This window comes from Exiguobacterium sp. s91 (genome assembly GCF_018618915.1).
Taxonomy (GTDB): Bacteria; Bacillota; Bacilli; order Exiguobacteriales; family Exiguobacteriaceae; genus Exiguobacterium_A; species Exiguobacterium_A abrahamii.
The window spans coordinates 476,533-491,920 of sequence record NZ_JACSMZ010000001.1; the positions used below are offsets into that span (position 1 = coordinate 476,533).

A 15,388-nucleotide genomic window follows, 5' to 3' on the forward strand; every position below is an offset into this window, starting at 1 on the left:
ATGAGGCAGGTCGTTTCCTGCTTGAAGGAGGAAAAAAAGTGAATCCGATTATTGAATTTTGTATCAGTAACTTAGCGGCTGGTACACAGGTCGTCATGGAGCAACTCGAACGTGACCCGAACGTCGACGTCGTCGAATACGGTTGCCTCGGCTATTGCGGTATTTGTTCGCTTGATCATTTTTGTCTCGTTGATGGTGAGACGGTCGTAGGCGAGACGCCGGAAGAGTTGCTTGAAAAAATTTACCTAAAAATCGAAGAGAATGAGCTGTGAGCACGGACAGCCAAAAAATCCCCTCGTTCGTCTGAACGAGGGGATTCGTGTCCGTCAGCGGGCGCAGCTTTTCGGATCAGGCAGATTGTTGACGGCGCATCATCCATGGTCGTAGTTTCAAGAACAACGGAATGAAGAGTGCCGAGATGAACAACGCCTTGATGACGTTAAACGGTAAGATACCAGCTGTGATCGCTGTCCATTTGACAGCTGGATCCGCCATGTAGTCCATACCGAGGAACCATGCATACGCTGGAAGGATCAAGATATAGTTGAGAATCGCAAGACCGAGTGCCATCGTGATCGTACCAGCGACGAGACCAGTTGCGAGACCTTGTGTTGATTTCTTTTTATGGTAGAACCAGCTAACAGGAAGCACGAATGCGACGCCAGCAGCGAAGTTCGCGAATTCTCCGACCGGAACACCACTTCCGCGGAAGATGTAGTATAGCACGTTCTTCAGTGCTTCGACGATGACACCTGCGACCGGTGAGAACATGATCGCTGCGACGAGAGCAGGAACATCACTGAAGTCAATCTTCAGATAGTTCGGTAAGAACGGTAGTGGAAAATTGATAAGCATAAGAACAAATGAGATTGAACCTAACATTGACAGAGTGACCATTTTTTGTGTGCGTTTCATACGAGTATTGTCTCCTTTTGCTCGTTCCTCTCGATGAAGTATTGGCATGACTGCGTCCATAAAGAAACCCCTATTGATGAGATCAACAGGGGAGAAGTCCGCATTAAATAAACCTAATCGATTATTGCAAAAATCGATCAAATTCAAACTCATGCCGCCATCTTCTCCCATCCAGACTGTACTGTCGGCTCCTGAATTACACAGAATCAGCAAATAGCGCCCTATTCGCTCGCGGGCTTCAACTTAAGAAGAGTTGTTTACCGCCGGTCGGGAATTTCACCCTGCCCTGAAGATGGAACGATTATTTTGTTGTACATACCATTTATACAACGAATTCAAGATAGTTTCAAGCAACTAGGTTTCGATTCGCTCAGAAGTTGCGTATACTAAAGAAAAGGAAGGTGATGACATGATCCATTTAACGGAGGCAGCAGCGCTACAAGTCCAGGACATGATGGCGCAGGCACCAGCAGATGAACGGAATCTTCGGATGCTCGTCCAAGGTGGTGGATGTAGTGGTCTGTCGTACGGAATGGGATTCGACCAACAGAAAGAAACGGATCTCGTTTTCGAACAGCACGGCGTGACCGTCATCGTGGACGAAAAAGATTACCCGGTCGTCAAAGGACTGGAAATCGATTATAAACAGTCGATGCTCGGCGGTGGATTCACAATCACGAATCCGAATGCCATCGCAACATGCGGTTGCGGGACATCGTTTCGAACAGCAACGAACGCTGGGACACCGGGTGGCTGTTAATGAATCCAATCGTGGACATCGTCCACGATTTTTTTTATTGCTCATATACAGGAGACCTGTTCCATTGACTCGAAATATTTAAGAGAGTGAATGCTACTACGAACAGGGAGGGCTTCAGGATGAGAAAAGTATTGATCTTCGGGGGAACGCGTTATTTCGGACGACGGTTAGCGATTCGTTTAGCCGATTCGGGGGATGATGTGACGATCGTCACACGCGGCGAGCATACACCACCAGTCGCGAAGGGCTTGACATTTTTCAAAGGGGACCGGACGTCAAGTAGTACGATGAAGGACTTAAGCCAACAGCACTGGGATGTCATTTATGACAACATTTGCTTCACGCCGTATCAAGCCAAGCTTGCGATCGATGCGTTTGAAGGGAAAGTCGGACGCTATGTGTTGACGTCGACGATGTCTGTCTATGAAGGCGGTGGTGCGAACATCACGGAGCGTGCCTATAATCCGTTTCCCGGGAAATATGACCTCGAGAAGGAACATGGATATGGCGAAGGGAAACGCCAAGCGGAGAGTTATTTCTTCCAACGGGCGACGTTCCCAGTCGTTGCCGTCCGTTTCCCGGTCGTCCTCGGACCAGATGATTATACGGAGCGACTCGTCTTTCATATCAAACGGGCGCTTGACGGTCGTCCAATCGTCGCTGAAAACAGCTATGCCAAGATGGGCTACATCTCAAGTTACGAAGCCGCTGCCTTTCTTGAGTGGTGTGGTCGTTCGGAAATGACGGGACCAATCAACGCTGCGAGTGACGGTGTCTTATCGATTCAAGATCTGATGGATAAGATCGACCACGTTGCGGGAACGACGAGTCAACTCGTTGCAAAAGGAGAAGATGAATCGCCGCTTGCAACGGAACGTGATTTCTATATGGATACGACAGCTGCAAAACAAGCAGGCTATCTGTTTCAACATATCGATGACTGGCTCGATCGTTTGATTGAAGAGGAGGTGCGCAATCACCAATGATGCAGTTGATGAAACCGACTCTTGAATGGGAAATGGAGTACCGCGCTTTTTTAGAAGACTGGCGAGAATCGGGCGAAACGATCGTGCCGGAAGCAGTCGGAGACACATATGAACCACTTGGCGCTTATTTCGCGGAACTTAAGGAAATGGAGACGACGGTCAGACCGGGTCTCGTCACCCATACGACGTACTGGATGGTCGACGGGCAACGAATCGTCGGAGCGTTGAACTTCCGGCATGACTTGACGGAGAACTTGAAGTTGTACGGCGGACATATCGGATACGGAATCCGACCATCCGAGCGTCAGAAAGGATATGCGACGAGTGGTCTTCGACTTGCGCTTGAAGAAGCACGCCAGCGTGGACTGGATCAAGTACTGTTGACGTGTGGCGTTGATAATCTAGCATCATGTCGTGTCATCTTGGCGAACGGCGGACAAGAAATCGAGCCGACTGTTCGTAATGGACGCGAGACACGTCGCTTTATCATCTTGTTATGAGAATCCGTGAAGCACATCTTGAAGATGCGTCAGCCATCGCTCGCGTTCATATCGACGCTTGGCGGGAGACGTATCAAGGTATCATCCCGGACACTTATTTAGCGCAGTTATCGTACGAAAAACGGACGAAACAATGGGAGCAGACGTTAGTCGATCAGCGCGTGTATGTTGCCGTTTCAGGAGAAGAAGTCGTTGGCTTCGCGCAAGGCGGACCGAATCGAAGTGATGCGCGTGAAGGGGAGCTTTATGCTATTTATGTCTTGCAAGCGTCTCAAGGGCAGGGACTCGGGAAAGCGTTGTTTCAACGCATCGCTGAGGACTTAGCGGAATATGAGACGATGCAGGTTTCTGTCTTGCGGGATAATCCTGCGTGCCAGTTTTACGAACGATTCGGTGGTCAGGTCTTCAAAGAATCGATGATTGAGCGTGGTGGAGTGGAATTCGTGCAACGGGTTTATCGGATGCCTATCCAACTAAGAACGAGATAGACTGATGAATACATTGCGAGAGCTACGAACAAATAAAGAACCTTCCAGAAGCTGATCTGGAAGGTTCTTTATTATTCATGATACGGGCGAAACCATATATTCTCGACTCCTACAGGAAAAGGAAGCATGTTATGTGCTTCCGTCAGGGATAGATAAGACCCGGAAAGCCGCACGGAGTGCGGGATACCGCGGCTTATCTCCCGCCTGAGGAAAGCGAGAATATTGGATCGGTCCGTAAAGATGGACTGTAAAGTGACTAATCAAGAATGATTCGTTACTTTTTCGAACAGACTCGTCGAGTGTTGCGGATGACGAGCAGATGGATCAACGAGAAGTTTCGCTTGGTTAACGGCGATTGGTGCTTCACCGAAGCCCGTTGCGATCAGTTTGACGCGTCCTTCATAAGTCGCGATATCACCACAAGCGAAGACGCCTGGAATCGCAGTCTCCATCTTCGAATTGACACGAATCGAATTGCGTTCGAATTCGACTTCCCATTCTTTGAGCGGTCCGAGTGACGAGACGAAACCGAAGTTACAGACGACATCGTCGGCAGCGACGACGACGACTTCACCACTTTCAGCATGTTTGAACGTCAGCGTCTCGATGTGCGTCTCACCTGTGACCGATTCAAGTGTATACGGCGTCATGACGTTGACGGACGAATCATGCAACAGTTCGACTGAATGTTCATGGGCACGGAACTTATCACGACGGTGGACGAGCGTGACGGATTTCGCAATCGGCTCAAGCATCAATGACCAGTCAACTGCTGAGTCACCACCACCAAGTAAGACGACTTGGCGATCCTTGAAACGTTCCATATCGTTGACGAAATAGTGCAAGTTCGTTTCTTCGAAGCGTTCTGCGTCAGCGACGCCGAGTGGACGTGCCGCGAACGAGCCGTTTCCTGCCGTCAAGATGACGGTCTTCGTATAATGCTCGCCTTTGTTCGTGACGAGGCGGATGATCCCATCATCCATCCGTTCATAAGCGATGACGGTCTCACCGAGTACATAGGTCGGATCGAATTCATTTGCTTGTTCAAGCAACCGATCAACCAGTTCCTGTGCTTTTACTTTCGGAAAACCGGCAATATCGTATATATATTTTTCAGGATAAAGCGTAGCGAGTTGACCACCTAATTGAGGTAGACTCTCGATGACCTTCGTCTTCATCTGGCGCATCCCTGAATAAAACGCGGTGAACAGTCCGACCGGACCGCCGCCGATGATCGTGACATCATATGGTTGGTGCATCTGATTCCCTCCTAGCGTTGGATAGGTCTATTATATAGGAAGTAGGGGGTTAAGGTGCAAGTGCGGGACATCTCACATTTTTTTAGGGAATTTACATTTTTCTTTTGCAATCACTTCTAAAAAGTGTTTCAATAAGCTTATAGACATGTGAACATTATTTGAACAAAATTTTTGAGCATTCGTCTGTAATTGAATGTGAAGAAAATCACAACAAAACTACGATTCGTAAGGAGTATCAGAACATGAACACACCTAACATTGTTATTCTTGGAGCGGGCTACGGTGGATTGATCACAGCAGTCAACCTTCAAAAGAAACTCGGCGTCGATCAAGCGAACATCACGTTGATTAACAAACACGACTATCATTACCAAACAACTTGGTTGCATGAACCAGCTGCAGGTACGATGTCTGCGGAGCAAGCGCGCATCTACATCAATGATGTCATCAACCCGTCACGCGTCAAACTTGTCAAAGGTATCGTTGAGAAAGTCGACACGGCTGCTAAAACGGTTCTCTTACAAGATGGCGGAACAGTTCCTTACGATTACGTCGTCGTTGCTCTCGGTGGCGTTCCTGAAACATTCGGTATCAAAGGATTGAAGGAACACGCGCTGACGATCAGCTCGTTGAACAGCGTCCGTAAAATCAAGGAACATATCGATTACTCATTCGCACAGTACAAAACAACAGGATCACAAGATCGTTCACTCTTGACGATCGTTGTTGGTGGTGCTGGATTCACAGGAATCGAGTTCATGGGTGAGCTCGTCAACCGTATTCCAGAACTGTGCAAACAATATGACATTCCACGCGAACTCGTTCGTGTCGTCAACATCGAGGCAGCACCGACAGTCCTTCCAGGATTCGATGCAGATCTCGTCAACTATGCACACAAATGGCTTGAGCGCCAAGGCATCGAGTTCAAACTCGGTAACGGCATCAAGGAATGTGGACCAGGAAGCGTCACATTCGGTCCGCTTCAAGGCGACACGACTGAGACGATCGAAGCGAACACGATCATCTGGACTGGTGGCGTCAGCGGTAATCCTGTCGTTGCAGCATCTGGTTTCGAAGCGATGCGTAACCGTGTCGTCGTTGAAGAAGATCTCCGTGTTCCAGGACACGACAACGTCTTCATGATCGGTGACTGTTCAGCAGTCATGGACCCAAGTTCGAACCGTCCGTACCCACCGACTGCACAAATCGCGACACAACAAGCACACAAAGTCGCTGAGAACATTGCAGCACTCATCGCGGGCCGTCAAACATCGACGTTCACGTACGAGAACAAAGGAACGGTCGCTTCGCTTGGTCACAAAGACGGCATCGGCATGGTCTTCGGTAAGAAGATCTACGGTCGTAATGCATCGTTCATGAAAAAAGTCATCGACAACAAACACTTCTTCGAACTGAAAAAACTTGGTCTTGCGATCAAAAAAGGGAAGTTCTAAGTTCACGTTTTAGGCAAATGTACACTCGTGCATTTGCCTTTTTTGTCGGTTATACTAGAAGAGATTCAAAGGGGGAACAGTATGCATATCATTCAAGCCGTGATCGGGAGTGTGCTTTATCTCGTCATGTTCTTTAGTATCGGATTCATCTTAAACATGTTGTTGCGGAGTACATGGGTGATGCTCGTACTCTATCCGGTCATCATCATCATGATGATCGACAACCAATCGACGCTCGAATACTTCACGAATGCTCGTGAAGCGATTCCGAATCTTGGGGACCGGATTGCTGGTCTACAGACAGCGGATATCACGATGTTCGCGGCTGGTCTTGCCGGAATCATCATCGCCGGTCTATCGATTCGCTTCTTGCGTAAGAGCGGTTACCAAATGTTTTAAAGTCTACTTGAGTAAGTAGGCTTTTTTCGTGTCTGAAAAACCGTTATAATAAAAACAATGTCTTTAAATAAATGTGTAAGAGCAGATTGGGTTGAGAGCGAATGGATAAACAAATGTACCACGTTATCAAGGTATTGAATAATAATGTCGTCATTTGTTCGACTGGTGCGAATCAGGAAGTCATTATCCTCGCGAAAGGGATTGGCTTCGGTCGGAAGCCAGGCGATCAACTGACAGATCTCGACAAGTTGGAAAAAGTCTACACGTTGAAGGATAAAGAAGAACAGGATCAATATAAGGCGCTCGTCGGTCATCTCGATGAGAATTTCATCGCGTTGATGAACGAGATCGTCTCGATGATCGAGACACGCTTCGGAAAAAAGGTCGACGAACATATCCATATCGGATTGACGGATCATTTGACTTTCACGTTCAAGCGACTAGAACAAGGAATGGAAGTCACGAATCCGTTTCTTGCTGAAACGGAAGCCTTGTATCCAGAAGAGTACGCCCTTGCAGAAGAAATCGTCGAGTTCATCAGTGCCGAGATGAATTTTTACCTGCCTCCAGCGGAGACAGGATTCATCGCACTTCATATTCATTCAGCGACGAACTTCAAAGACGTACTCGAAGTCAACCGCCATCATCAACTCGTCGGTTTAATTGCCAGTCATATCGAACAGCGACTGGAGATTAAAATCGACCGAAAATCGCTTGATTACAAGCGTCTGATTCGGCATCTTCGTTCAGCGATTGAAAGGGTTTCCAATGGGGAGTATCTAGAGGCTCCAGAAAAAGTAGAAAAGCTATTGCGTGAAGAATATCCGCTATGCTATGATACTGCTTGGGAGCTGATGTCCATCATGGAACGTCAGTTGAAGAAAGCGGTACCGCGCGGTGAGGCGACGTATCTTACGATGCATCTGCAACGCTTAGTGCAGTACGATTCAGGTAAATGACCGCACGGACTACGTGTTACTGATACGATCAGGCATGAGTGGGATGTCGGGCAAGAAGCTTTATTTCCGTTATGCAACGGGATAAGTCTATTGTCTACAATCCGCTCGTGCCTGATTTTTTTCTGTAAAAAATCGGTCAGATGTCTGACTTTTTTCGTCTCAATCATTGGCATTATTCATCATACTTCGCTCTTAACAGGAAAAGGAGGAAACACACATGTTCAAACAGATTTTTGCTGTTCTTCAACGTGTCGGTAAAGCGTTGATGCTTCCTGTAGCGATTTTGCCAGCTGCCGGTATCCTACTCGGATTCGGTAACGCGATGCAAAATCCGAACTTGACGTCAAAACTCGAGTTCTTGAAAAATGATGCAATCATCAAGGTTGCAAAATTGATGGAAGCAGCCGGGGATATCATCTTCGGTAACTTAGCACTCTTATTCGCGGTCGGTGTCGCGATTGGTCTTGCAGGGGATGGCGCAGCCGGACTTGCGGCAATCGTCGGATTCTTGATCATGAACAAAACAATGAGCGTTTGGCTCGGCGTTACACCAGAAATGGTTGCTAACGGTCAAGGATATGCAAACGTACTCGGTATCCCAACACTTCAAACTGGGGTATTCGGTGGTATCATCATCGGTCTGATTGCAGCTTGGGCGTATGGGAAGTACCATAATCTCGAATTGCCGCAGTTCCTCGGATTCTTTGCTGGTAAACGTTTCGTTCCAATCGTTACTGCTGTCGTTTCATTGTTCGCTGGTCTTGTGCTTGTATTCGTTTGGCCGTTCGCTCAGGACGGATTAAACACATTCTCCCACTTCATGATGGAGAAGAACCCAACACTTGCAGCATTCGTCTTCGGTCTCATCGAACGTTCGTTGATTCCATTCGGTCTTCACCACATCTTCTATGCACCATTCTGGTTCGAATTCGGTTCGTACACGAATGCAGCAGGTGATGTCGTTCGTGGTGACCAAGCGATCTTCTTCGCTCAATTGAAAGATAACGTTGAATTGACTGCTGGTACGTTCATGACTGGTAAATTCCCGTTCATGATGTTCGGTCTTCCAGCAGCAGCACTCGCTATGTACCACGAAGCTCGTCCTGAGCGCCGTGCAGTCGTTGGTGGTCTTCTTGGATCAGCAGCACTTACAGCATTCTTGACAGGTATCACAGAGCCAATCGAATTCGCATTCTTGTTCGTTGCTCCAATCTTGTTCGCAGTTCACGCAGTCTTCGCAGGTCTCTCGTTCATGACGATGCAATTGTTGAACGTTAAGATCGGTATGACATTCTCTGGTGGTTTGATTGACTTCCTTCTCTTCGGTGTTCTTCCAGGACGCACGCAGTGGTGGCTCGTCATCGTCGTCGGTCTTGCACTCTCTGTCATCTACTATGTCGGATTCCGTTTCGCAATCCGCAAATTCAACCTGAAAACTCCAGGTCGTGAAGATGCAGCGCAAGAGACTTCATCTGCTCAAGGTTCTGAACTCGCTGAAGGTATTCTTGATGCACTCGGTTCAGAGTCGAACATCAAACACTTGGATGCATGTATCACACGTCTTCGTGTCGAAGTTCTCGACAAATCAAAAGTCAACAAAGATGAGTTGAAAAAATTAGGTGCTGCTGGTGTCCTTGAAGTTGGTAACAACGTTCAAGCGATCTACGGACCGAAATCAGACAACATCAAGTCTGAAATCCAAGCCGTCATCGCATCACGTAAACAAGAAAAAACAGTCTAATGTTTTTAAAATGAGTCCTTCTGCGGAAGGGCTCATTTTTTTTTGGAAAAATCTTTTAGAATCGTTTTGCGCTAGAATATTTTAGGGTATGAATTAAGTAGTTTGTTTAAAAAAGGAGGGAATATACGCATGTGGAAAAACGTGTTTGGTGTCTTACAGCGGATCGGTAAGGCCCTGATGTTACCGGTAGCGATTTTGCCGGCAGCGGGGCTATTGCTCGCGTTCGGGACAGCGTTTCAAAACCCGAACTTGACGCAATATTTACCGTTCCTCGAGAACGATTCGCTAGTCGTCATCTGGCGGGTCATGCAGGATGCGGGTGATATCATCTTTGCGAACCTCGGGTTACTGTTTGCCGTCGGGGTCGCGATTGGTCTTGCGAATGGGGAAGGAGTCGCCGGTCTAGCAGCGATCGTCGGTTTCTTGATCATGAACAAGGTCATCAGTTCGTTTTTACAGATCACACCAGAAAAAATCACGGAAGCACAGAAAGCGAGTGACTTGTCGTATGCGACGGTCCTCGGGATACCGACCTTGCAAATGGGGGTATTCGGAGGGATCATTGCCGGTTTGATAGCAGCGTACAGTTATAATAAATTCTTTAAAATCAAACTGCCTGATTTCCTAGGATTCTTCGCAGGGAAGCGTTTTGTTCCGATCGCAACCGCCTTATTCAGTCTTGTCGCCGGGTTTGCCTTGTCGTATATTTGGCCACCGATCGGTAGTGGAATCAACACATTCTCAAAAACAATCATCGAAGCGAACGAACCGTTGTCTGCCTTTATCTTTGGACTCGTCGAACGTTCGTTGATTCCGTTTGGTCTTCACCATATCTGGTACTCAAGCTTCTGGTTCCAGTTCGGAGAATATACGGATAAAGCCGGAACGATCATCAACGGGGATCAGCGGATCTTCTTCGCACAGTTGAAGGACGGTGTACCATTTACAGCAGGGACGTATATGACCGGAAAATATCCATTCATGATGTTCGGTCTGCCAGCAGCCTGTCTTGCGATGTACCATACGGTCGCAAAAGATCGTCGTAAAGCCGTCGAAGGTCTTTATTTCTCAGCTGCGTTGACTTCTTTCCTGACTGGTATCACGGAGCCAGTCGAGTTCTCCTTCGTATTCGTTGCACCACTCTTGTTTGCCGTTCACGCTGTCTTTGCAGGTCTTTCATTCATGATCATGGATTTACTGAACGTCAAGATCGGGATGACGTTCTCCGGTGGATTGATTGACTACACGTTATTCGGGATTCTACCGAACCGAACCTCGTGGTGGCTCGTCATTCCAGTCGGTCTTGTCTTCGCCGTCATCTACTACTTCGGATTCCGTTTCGTCATCACGAAGTTTGATCTGAAGATTCCGGGACGCGAAGCGATTAAAGAAGGTGCCGCTACCTCAACGGCACAAGCAGGCGATCTACCGTATGAAATTCTACAAGCATTCGGTGGTCCATCAAACATTAAACATTTAGATGCTTGTATCACACGACTTCGGATTACGGTCAATGATAAATCAGGCGTCAACAAGGATCGCTTGAAAGAACTTGGTGCTGCTGGTGTTCTTGAAGTCGGAGATAACGTCCAGGCCATCTTTGGACCGAAATCCGATGGGATCAAGACAGAAATGGCAGATATCATGAAAGATCCAAATTATAAACCGAAAGAGACACCGGAAGCTGATCCAATTCCACAAGTTCCAACGGGAGACGAAGCGCGCACTTCTGGAACTACAGCAGATGCCGGTCCACTCGCTGGAGATCGTGGTGGGGCTTACGTGCCTGAAGATGGATATGTCGCACCGCTGAGCGGTATCATTCGTTCTCTCGATGATGTACCGGACCAAGTCTTCTCCGGTCGCATGATGGGCGACGGATATGCGATCGAGCCAACGGAAGGATATGTCGTCTCTCCAGTCTCTGGTGAGATTACGACGTTCTTCCCGACGAAACACGCGATCGGTATTCTTGCGGATAATGGAGATGAAATTTTGATTCACATCGGTATTGATACGGTGTCACTCGAAGGAAAAGGATTCGAGGCGTTGGCGAAAGCCGGCGATCGTGTCGAACCGGGGACACCACTCCTCAATGTCGATCTTGAACAAGTACGACCGCTCGTACCATCATTACTGACACCAATCATCGTCACGAACAGCGGCGATCGAAAAGTCGACGTTGATGTCGGACGGACGGTCGAAGCCGGAGAAGCGATTTCGTATCGTGTAGAGTAAAGAAGAAAAGCGACGGATCGCCCTGAGCGATCCGTCTTTTTTGTGTGAAACGATTGTAGAGCACATTTGATAATGAGATTTTGCACATATGATGATACAATAAGTTAGCTATTATAAGAGTTAGCTAATTTTTTGAGAAATGAGGTGCGTCGATGTCTTCGACTACAACAAAAACGAATACGACACCTGTCGTCATCGGATTATTGATTGGAATTTTAGTCGCAGCAATGGATAACACGATCGTTGCGACAGCGATGCCGACGATCGTCAGTGAACTGAATGGGTTTGATCAGTATGCATGGGTCACGTCGGCTTACATGATCGCAACCGTTGCTGGGATGCCGATCTTCGGTAAACTGAGTGACATGTATGGAAGAAAACGCTTCTTCCTCTTTGGGATGCTCCTCTTCATGGTAGGGAGTATCTTGTGTGGAATGGCAGACTCGATCATTGAATTGTCTGCCTATCGAGCCTTACAAGGACTCGGTGGAGGGGCATTGATGCCGATTGCCTTTACGATCATCTTTGATATCTTCCCGCCGGAAAAACGGGGGAAAGTCAGTGGATTGTTCGGAGCAGTCTTCGGAATCTCGAGTATCTTCGGACCATTGCTTGGTGCCGTATTAACGGATTCCCTCGACTGGCGCTGGGTGTTTTATATCAATATCCCACTCGGATTGATTGCCCTTGGTCTCGTGACGGTCTTCTATCAGGAATCACCGGTGCACCGGACACAGAAAATCGACTACGTCGGTGCCTTTACGCTTGTCGCCGGATTAGTTTTATTCTTACTCGCGCTCGAAATGGGTGGCAAAGAGTATGCATGGTCTTCGCCACAAATTCTTGGTCTGTTCGGAGCAGCGCTCGTCGCGTTCGTTGCCTTCGCATTTGCTGAACGACGTGCCGCGGATCCCGTCATTACGTTCAGTCTATTCCGCCGTCGCTTATTTGCGGCAACACAAGGCGTGGCGTTCTTTTATGGATTCGTCTTTATCTCAGCGAGTGTATTCATTCCAATCTTCGTGCAAGGTGTCTTTGGTGGAAGCGCGACGAACTCCGGTCTGATCCTAATGCCGATGTTGATCGCCTCGGTCATCTCGGCGCAACTTGGTGGACAGTTGCCGAATAAGTTTGGTTTCCGGAACATCATGATCGTCTCGGCGGTCTTCTTCCTACTCGGTGTCTATCTCCTTAGTACGATGACGCTTGAGACATCGCGGACAGCGGTAACGATCTATATGATCATTCTCGGATTCGGTGTTGGCTTCAGCTTCTCCTTGTTGAACCTAGCGAGTATCAATGGCATCGAGATGCAACGTCGTGGCGCAGCGACCTCGATGGGCTCGACATTCCGGACAATCGGGATGACGCTTGGTGTCACAGTCCTCGGAATCATCCAATCACGGACGTTCACGTCAGCTGTAGCGGATCGGTTGCCGCAAGGTGGAGCGCCGTCCGGTGGACAGTTCCCAACGGCTGATGCGTTTGCGAAGATGCCACCAGAAGTCGCAACAGCGATCAAGACGTCGCTTGCGGAATCGATCTCAACCGTTTATTTCTGGGCGTTGATTCCAGCAGTACTCGGTGTCATCTTTATCTTCTTGATGGGGAACGAGCGTCCGATTTTATCGGAACAAGCTACTCCAGAAAAGAAGAAACAAGCTCAATGATCACCATCTCAACAACGTCTTCTTTCTTATTAGAAAGAGGCGTTGTTTTTTTGTTGAATTAGACAAAAAAAGACGAACCTGGATTACTCCAGATTCGTCTGACAACACTTATTTTTTGATGTCGAAAGTCGTGCTGAGGAAGTCGACGACTTCTTCTGCTGTATCCATATCGAGTACTTGCTCAACGATTGCTTCACATTCTGACTTGTTGAGACGTGTCATCAAGCTACGAGCGCGAAGAACAGATGATGCTGACATTGAGAACTCATCGAGACCAAGACCAAGAAGGATTGGGAGTGCCAATTCTTCTCCTGCCATCTCACCACACATACCGACCCATTTGCCTGCTTTGTGTGCTTCAGTGATGACGTTGTTCAAGAGGTTCAAGATCGCTGGGTTGAACGGTTGGTACAGGTATGATACTTTTTCGTTCATCCGGTCTGCCGCCATCGTGTATTGAATCAAATCGTTCGTTCCAACAGAGAAGAAGTCGACTTCTTTTGCGAACTGACGAGCCATGACTGCCGTTGCTGGGATTTCGACCATCATACCGACTTCGATGTCTTCCGATACCGTAACGCCTTCAGCTTGGAGGTTTGCTTTCTCTTCAAGGAGAAGTGCTTTTGCAGCACGGAACTCTTCGATCGTTGCGATCATCGGGAACATGACAGCGAGTTTACCGTATGCACTCGCACGAAGAAGTGCGCGTAATTGTGTACGGAACAAGTCTGTTTGATCGAGACAGAGACGGATCGCACGGTAACCGAGGAAAGGGTTCATCTCGTGTGGGAGATCAAGGTACGACAATTCTTTATCGCCACCGATATCAAGTGTCCGGATGACGACTTTTTTATCGCCCATTGATTCGAGAACCGTTTTGTAAGCTGTGAACTGCTCATCTTCCGTTGGGAATGTCTCTGCATCCATGTAGAGGAATTCCGTACGGTAGAGACCGACTGCTTCTGCACCGTTATCCAAAACGCCTTTGACATCGTTTGGTGTACCGATGTTTGCAGCGAGCTCGACGTGATGACCGTCAGCCGTCATTGTTTTTTCGTTCTTGAGTTTTTTCCACTCTTCTTTTTGTGCGATGTATGCTGCGCGTTTTGCTTCATACTCAGCAACTTGCTCTTCGCTTGGGTTGACGATGACGTCACCTTCTGCACCATCAAGGATGAGAAGATCGCCGTGTTTAACGTCCGTCAAGACGACTTTTGTTCCGACGACTGCTGGGATTTCGAGTGAACGTGACATGATGGCAGAGTGCGATGTCCGGCCACCAATGTTCGTTGCGAAACCTTTAGCATATTTACGGTTCAATTGAGCTGTATCCGAAGGAGTCAAGTCTTCCGCGATGATGATGACTTCTTCGTTGATTTGAGCTGGAGTGACGAACGTGATACCGAGAAGGTGAGCCATCGTCCGTTTCGTGACGTCACGAACGTCTGCTGCACGTTCGCGCATGTATTCGTTATCCATCGATTCGAAAATCATGACCATCATGTTTGCGACTTCATCGAGTGCTTTTGCAGCATTTGCTTGCTCGTCCTCGATTTTTGCGTTCACCTGACTGACGATTTCCGGATCTTCTAAGATGAGAAGGTGAGCCGAGAAGATTTCCGCTTTATCTGGACCTAATTCTTGTAAGGTATTTTCACGAATGACTTCGAGTTCTGTCTTCGATTTTGCGATCGCTGCTTGGAAACGTTCTTTTTCCGCAGCTGCATCCTCGATTTTGTGCGATGGAATCTCAAAGACCGGTGTTTCCATCACGAATGCTTTTGCAATCGCGATCCCTGCAGAAGCGCCAATTCCCTTGATATGTTGTGCCATGTGCATTACCCTCTTTTCAGTAAGTTTTTTTAACGCGACGACTTCGTTTCTTAGCTATCTATAGATACCCATAAACGCCTCTCTCTTAACGAGCCTTCTGCGCACTCTCCCTTGAATGAAAACGTAGACATTTCTCGGAACAGCAAACGCATCGTTTCTTGAAGTGTCTCAACATTTCACCTGTAT

14 protein-coding genes and 1 riboswitch are annotated in these 15,388 nt (G+C 47.9%); of the genes, 11 read left to right on the top strand and 3 right to left on the bottom strand.

All coding sequences use genetic code 11. From position 1 onward, the window contains the following. Window positions 1-38: 38 nt before the first annotated feature. Window positions 39-272 carry a YuzB family protein gene (locus KNQ06_RS02390; RefSeq protein WP_023469141.1) on the top strand — a complete coding sequence of 78 codons (234 nt, stop codon included), beginning with the start codon at window positions 39-41 and terminating at the stop codon, window positions 270-272. Between the two features lie 76 nt (window positions 273-348). Here the strand turns inward: KNQ06_RS02390 and KNQ06_RS02395 are convergent, their stop codons facing one another. After that, window positions 349-915, bottom strand: coding sequence for an ECF transporter S component (locus KNQ06_RS02395; RefSeq protein WP_029342415.1), 567 nt, complete (start codon window positions 913-915; stop codon window positions 349-351). A gap of 155 nt (window positions 916-1,070) precedes the next feature. Beyond that, a riboswitch (FMN riboswitch) is annotated at window positions 1,071-1,213 on the bottom strand. 111 nt (window positions 1,214-1,324) lie between these two features. Between KNQ06_RS02395 and KNQ06_RS02400 the strand changes: the two genes are divergently transcribed. From KNQ06_RS02400 to KNQ06_RS02415, 4 genes are all read left to right on the top strand, one after another. Beyond that, complete coding sequence (locus tag KNQ06_RS02400; protein ID WP_029342414.1) at window positions 1,325-1,675, top strand: HesB/IscA family protein; 351 nt, start codon at window positions 1,325-1,327, stop codon at window positions 1,673-1,675. Between the two features lie 119 nt (window positions 1,676-1,794). Beyond that, a complete protein-coding gene (locus KNQ06_RS02405) occupies window positions 1,795-2,661 on the top strand; it encodes an NAD-dependent epimerase/dehydratase family protein (RefSeq protein WP_215147286.1) in 867 nt (288 codons plus the stop codon). Continuing rightward, window positions 2,658-3,161, top strand: a complete 504-nt coding sequence (locus tag KNQ06_RS02410) for a GNAT family N-acetyltransferase (protein ID WP_215147289.1) — start codon at window positions 2,658-2,660, stop codon at window positions 3,159-3,161. The genes KNQ06_RS02405 and KNQ06_RS02410 overlap by 4 nt, the downstream gene beginning before the upstream one ends. Continuing rightward, window positions 3,158-3,649, top strand: coding sequence for a GNAT family N-acetyltransferase (locus KNQ06_RS02415; RefSeq protein ID WP_215147291.1), 492 nt, complete (start codon window positions 3,158-3,160; stop codon window positions 3,647-3,649). The genes KNQ06_RS02410 and KNQ06_RS02415 overlap by 4 nt, the downstream gene beginning before the upstream one ends. A gap of 260 nt (window positions 3,650-3,909) precedes the next feature. Here the strand turns inward: KNQ06_RS02415 and KNQ06_RS02420 are convergent, their stop codons facing one another. Beyond that, complete coding sequence (locus KNQ06_RS02420) at window positions 3,910-4,908, bottom strand: NAD(P)/FAD-dependent oxidoreductase (protein ID WP_023469135.1); 999 nt, start codon at window positions 4,906-4,908, stop codon at window positions 3,910-3,912. Window positions 4,909-5,150: 242 nt separating this feature from the next. Here KNQ06_RS02420 and KNQ06_RS02425 point away from each other — a divergent pair, with 242 nt between their 5' ends. The 6 genes from KNQ06_RS02425 (at window position 5,151) to KNQ06_RS02450 (ending at window position 13,369) form a co-directional block, all read left to right on the top strand. Next, entirely contained in the window at window positions 5,151-6,362 is a 1,212-nt protein-coding gene (locus KNQ06_RS02425; protein ID WP_029342410.1) for an NAD(P)/FAD-dependent oxidoreductase, read from the top strand. 81 nt (window positions 6,363-6,443) lie between these two features. Then, entirely contained in the window at window positions 6,444-6,761 is a 318-nt protein-coding gene (locus tag KNQ06_RS02430; protein WP_023469133.1) for a YuiB family protein, read from the top strand. Between the two features lie 101 nt (window positions 6,762-6,862). After that, complete coding sequence (gene glcT / locus KNQ06_RS02435) at window positions 6,863-7,720, top strand: glucose PTS transporter transcription antiterminator GlcT (RefSeq protein ID WP_023469132.1); 858 nt, start codon at window positions 6,863-6,865, stop codon at window positions 7,718-7,720. 217 nt (window positions 7,721-7,937) lie between these two features. After that, on the top strand, window positions 7,938-9,461 hold the full coding sequence (gene ptsG / locus KNQ06_RS02440; protein ID WP_029342409.1) for a glucose-specific PTS transporter subunit IIBC: 1,524 nt from the start codon (window positions 7,938-7,940) through the stop codon (window positions 9,459-9,461). Window positions 9,462-9,590: 129 nt separating this feature from the next. Next, a complete protein-coding gene (gene ptsG, locus KNQ06_RS02445) occupies window positions 9,591-11,699 on the top strand; it encodes a glucose-specific PTS transporter subunit IIBC (RefSeq protein WP_064299464.1) in 2,109 nt (702 codons plus the stop codon). Between the two features lie 152 nt (window positions 11,700-11,851). Beyond that, window positions 11,852-13,369: an MDR family MFS transporter gene (locus tag KNQ06_RS02450; protein WP_064299465.1), complete on the top strand. Its 1,518-nt coding sequence runs from the start codon at window positions 11,852-11,854 to the stop codon at window positions 13,367-13,369. A gap of 108 nt (window positions 13,370-13,477) precedes the next feature. On the opposite strand, the gene ptsP is transcribed toward KNQ06_RS02450, so the two are convergent. Beyond that, complete coding sequence (gene ptsP / locus KNQ06_RS02455) at window positions 13,478-15,202, bottom strand: phosphoenolpyruvate--protein phosphotransferase (RefSeq protein ID WP_023469128.1); 1,725 nt, start codon at window positions 15,200-15,202, stop codon at window positions 13,478-13,480. Between the last annotated feature and the right edge of the window lie 186 nt (window positions 15,203-15,388).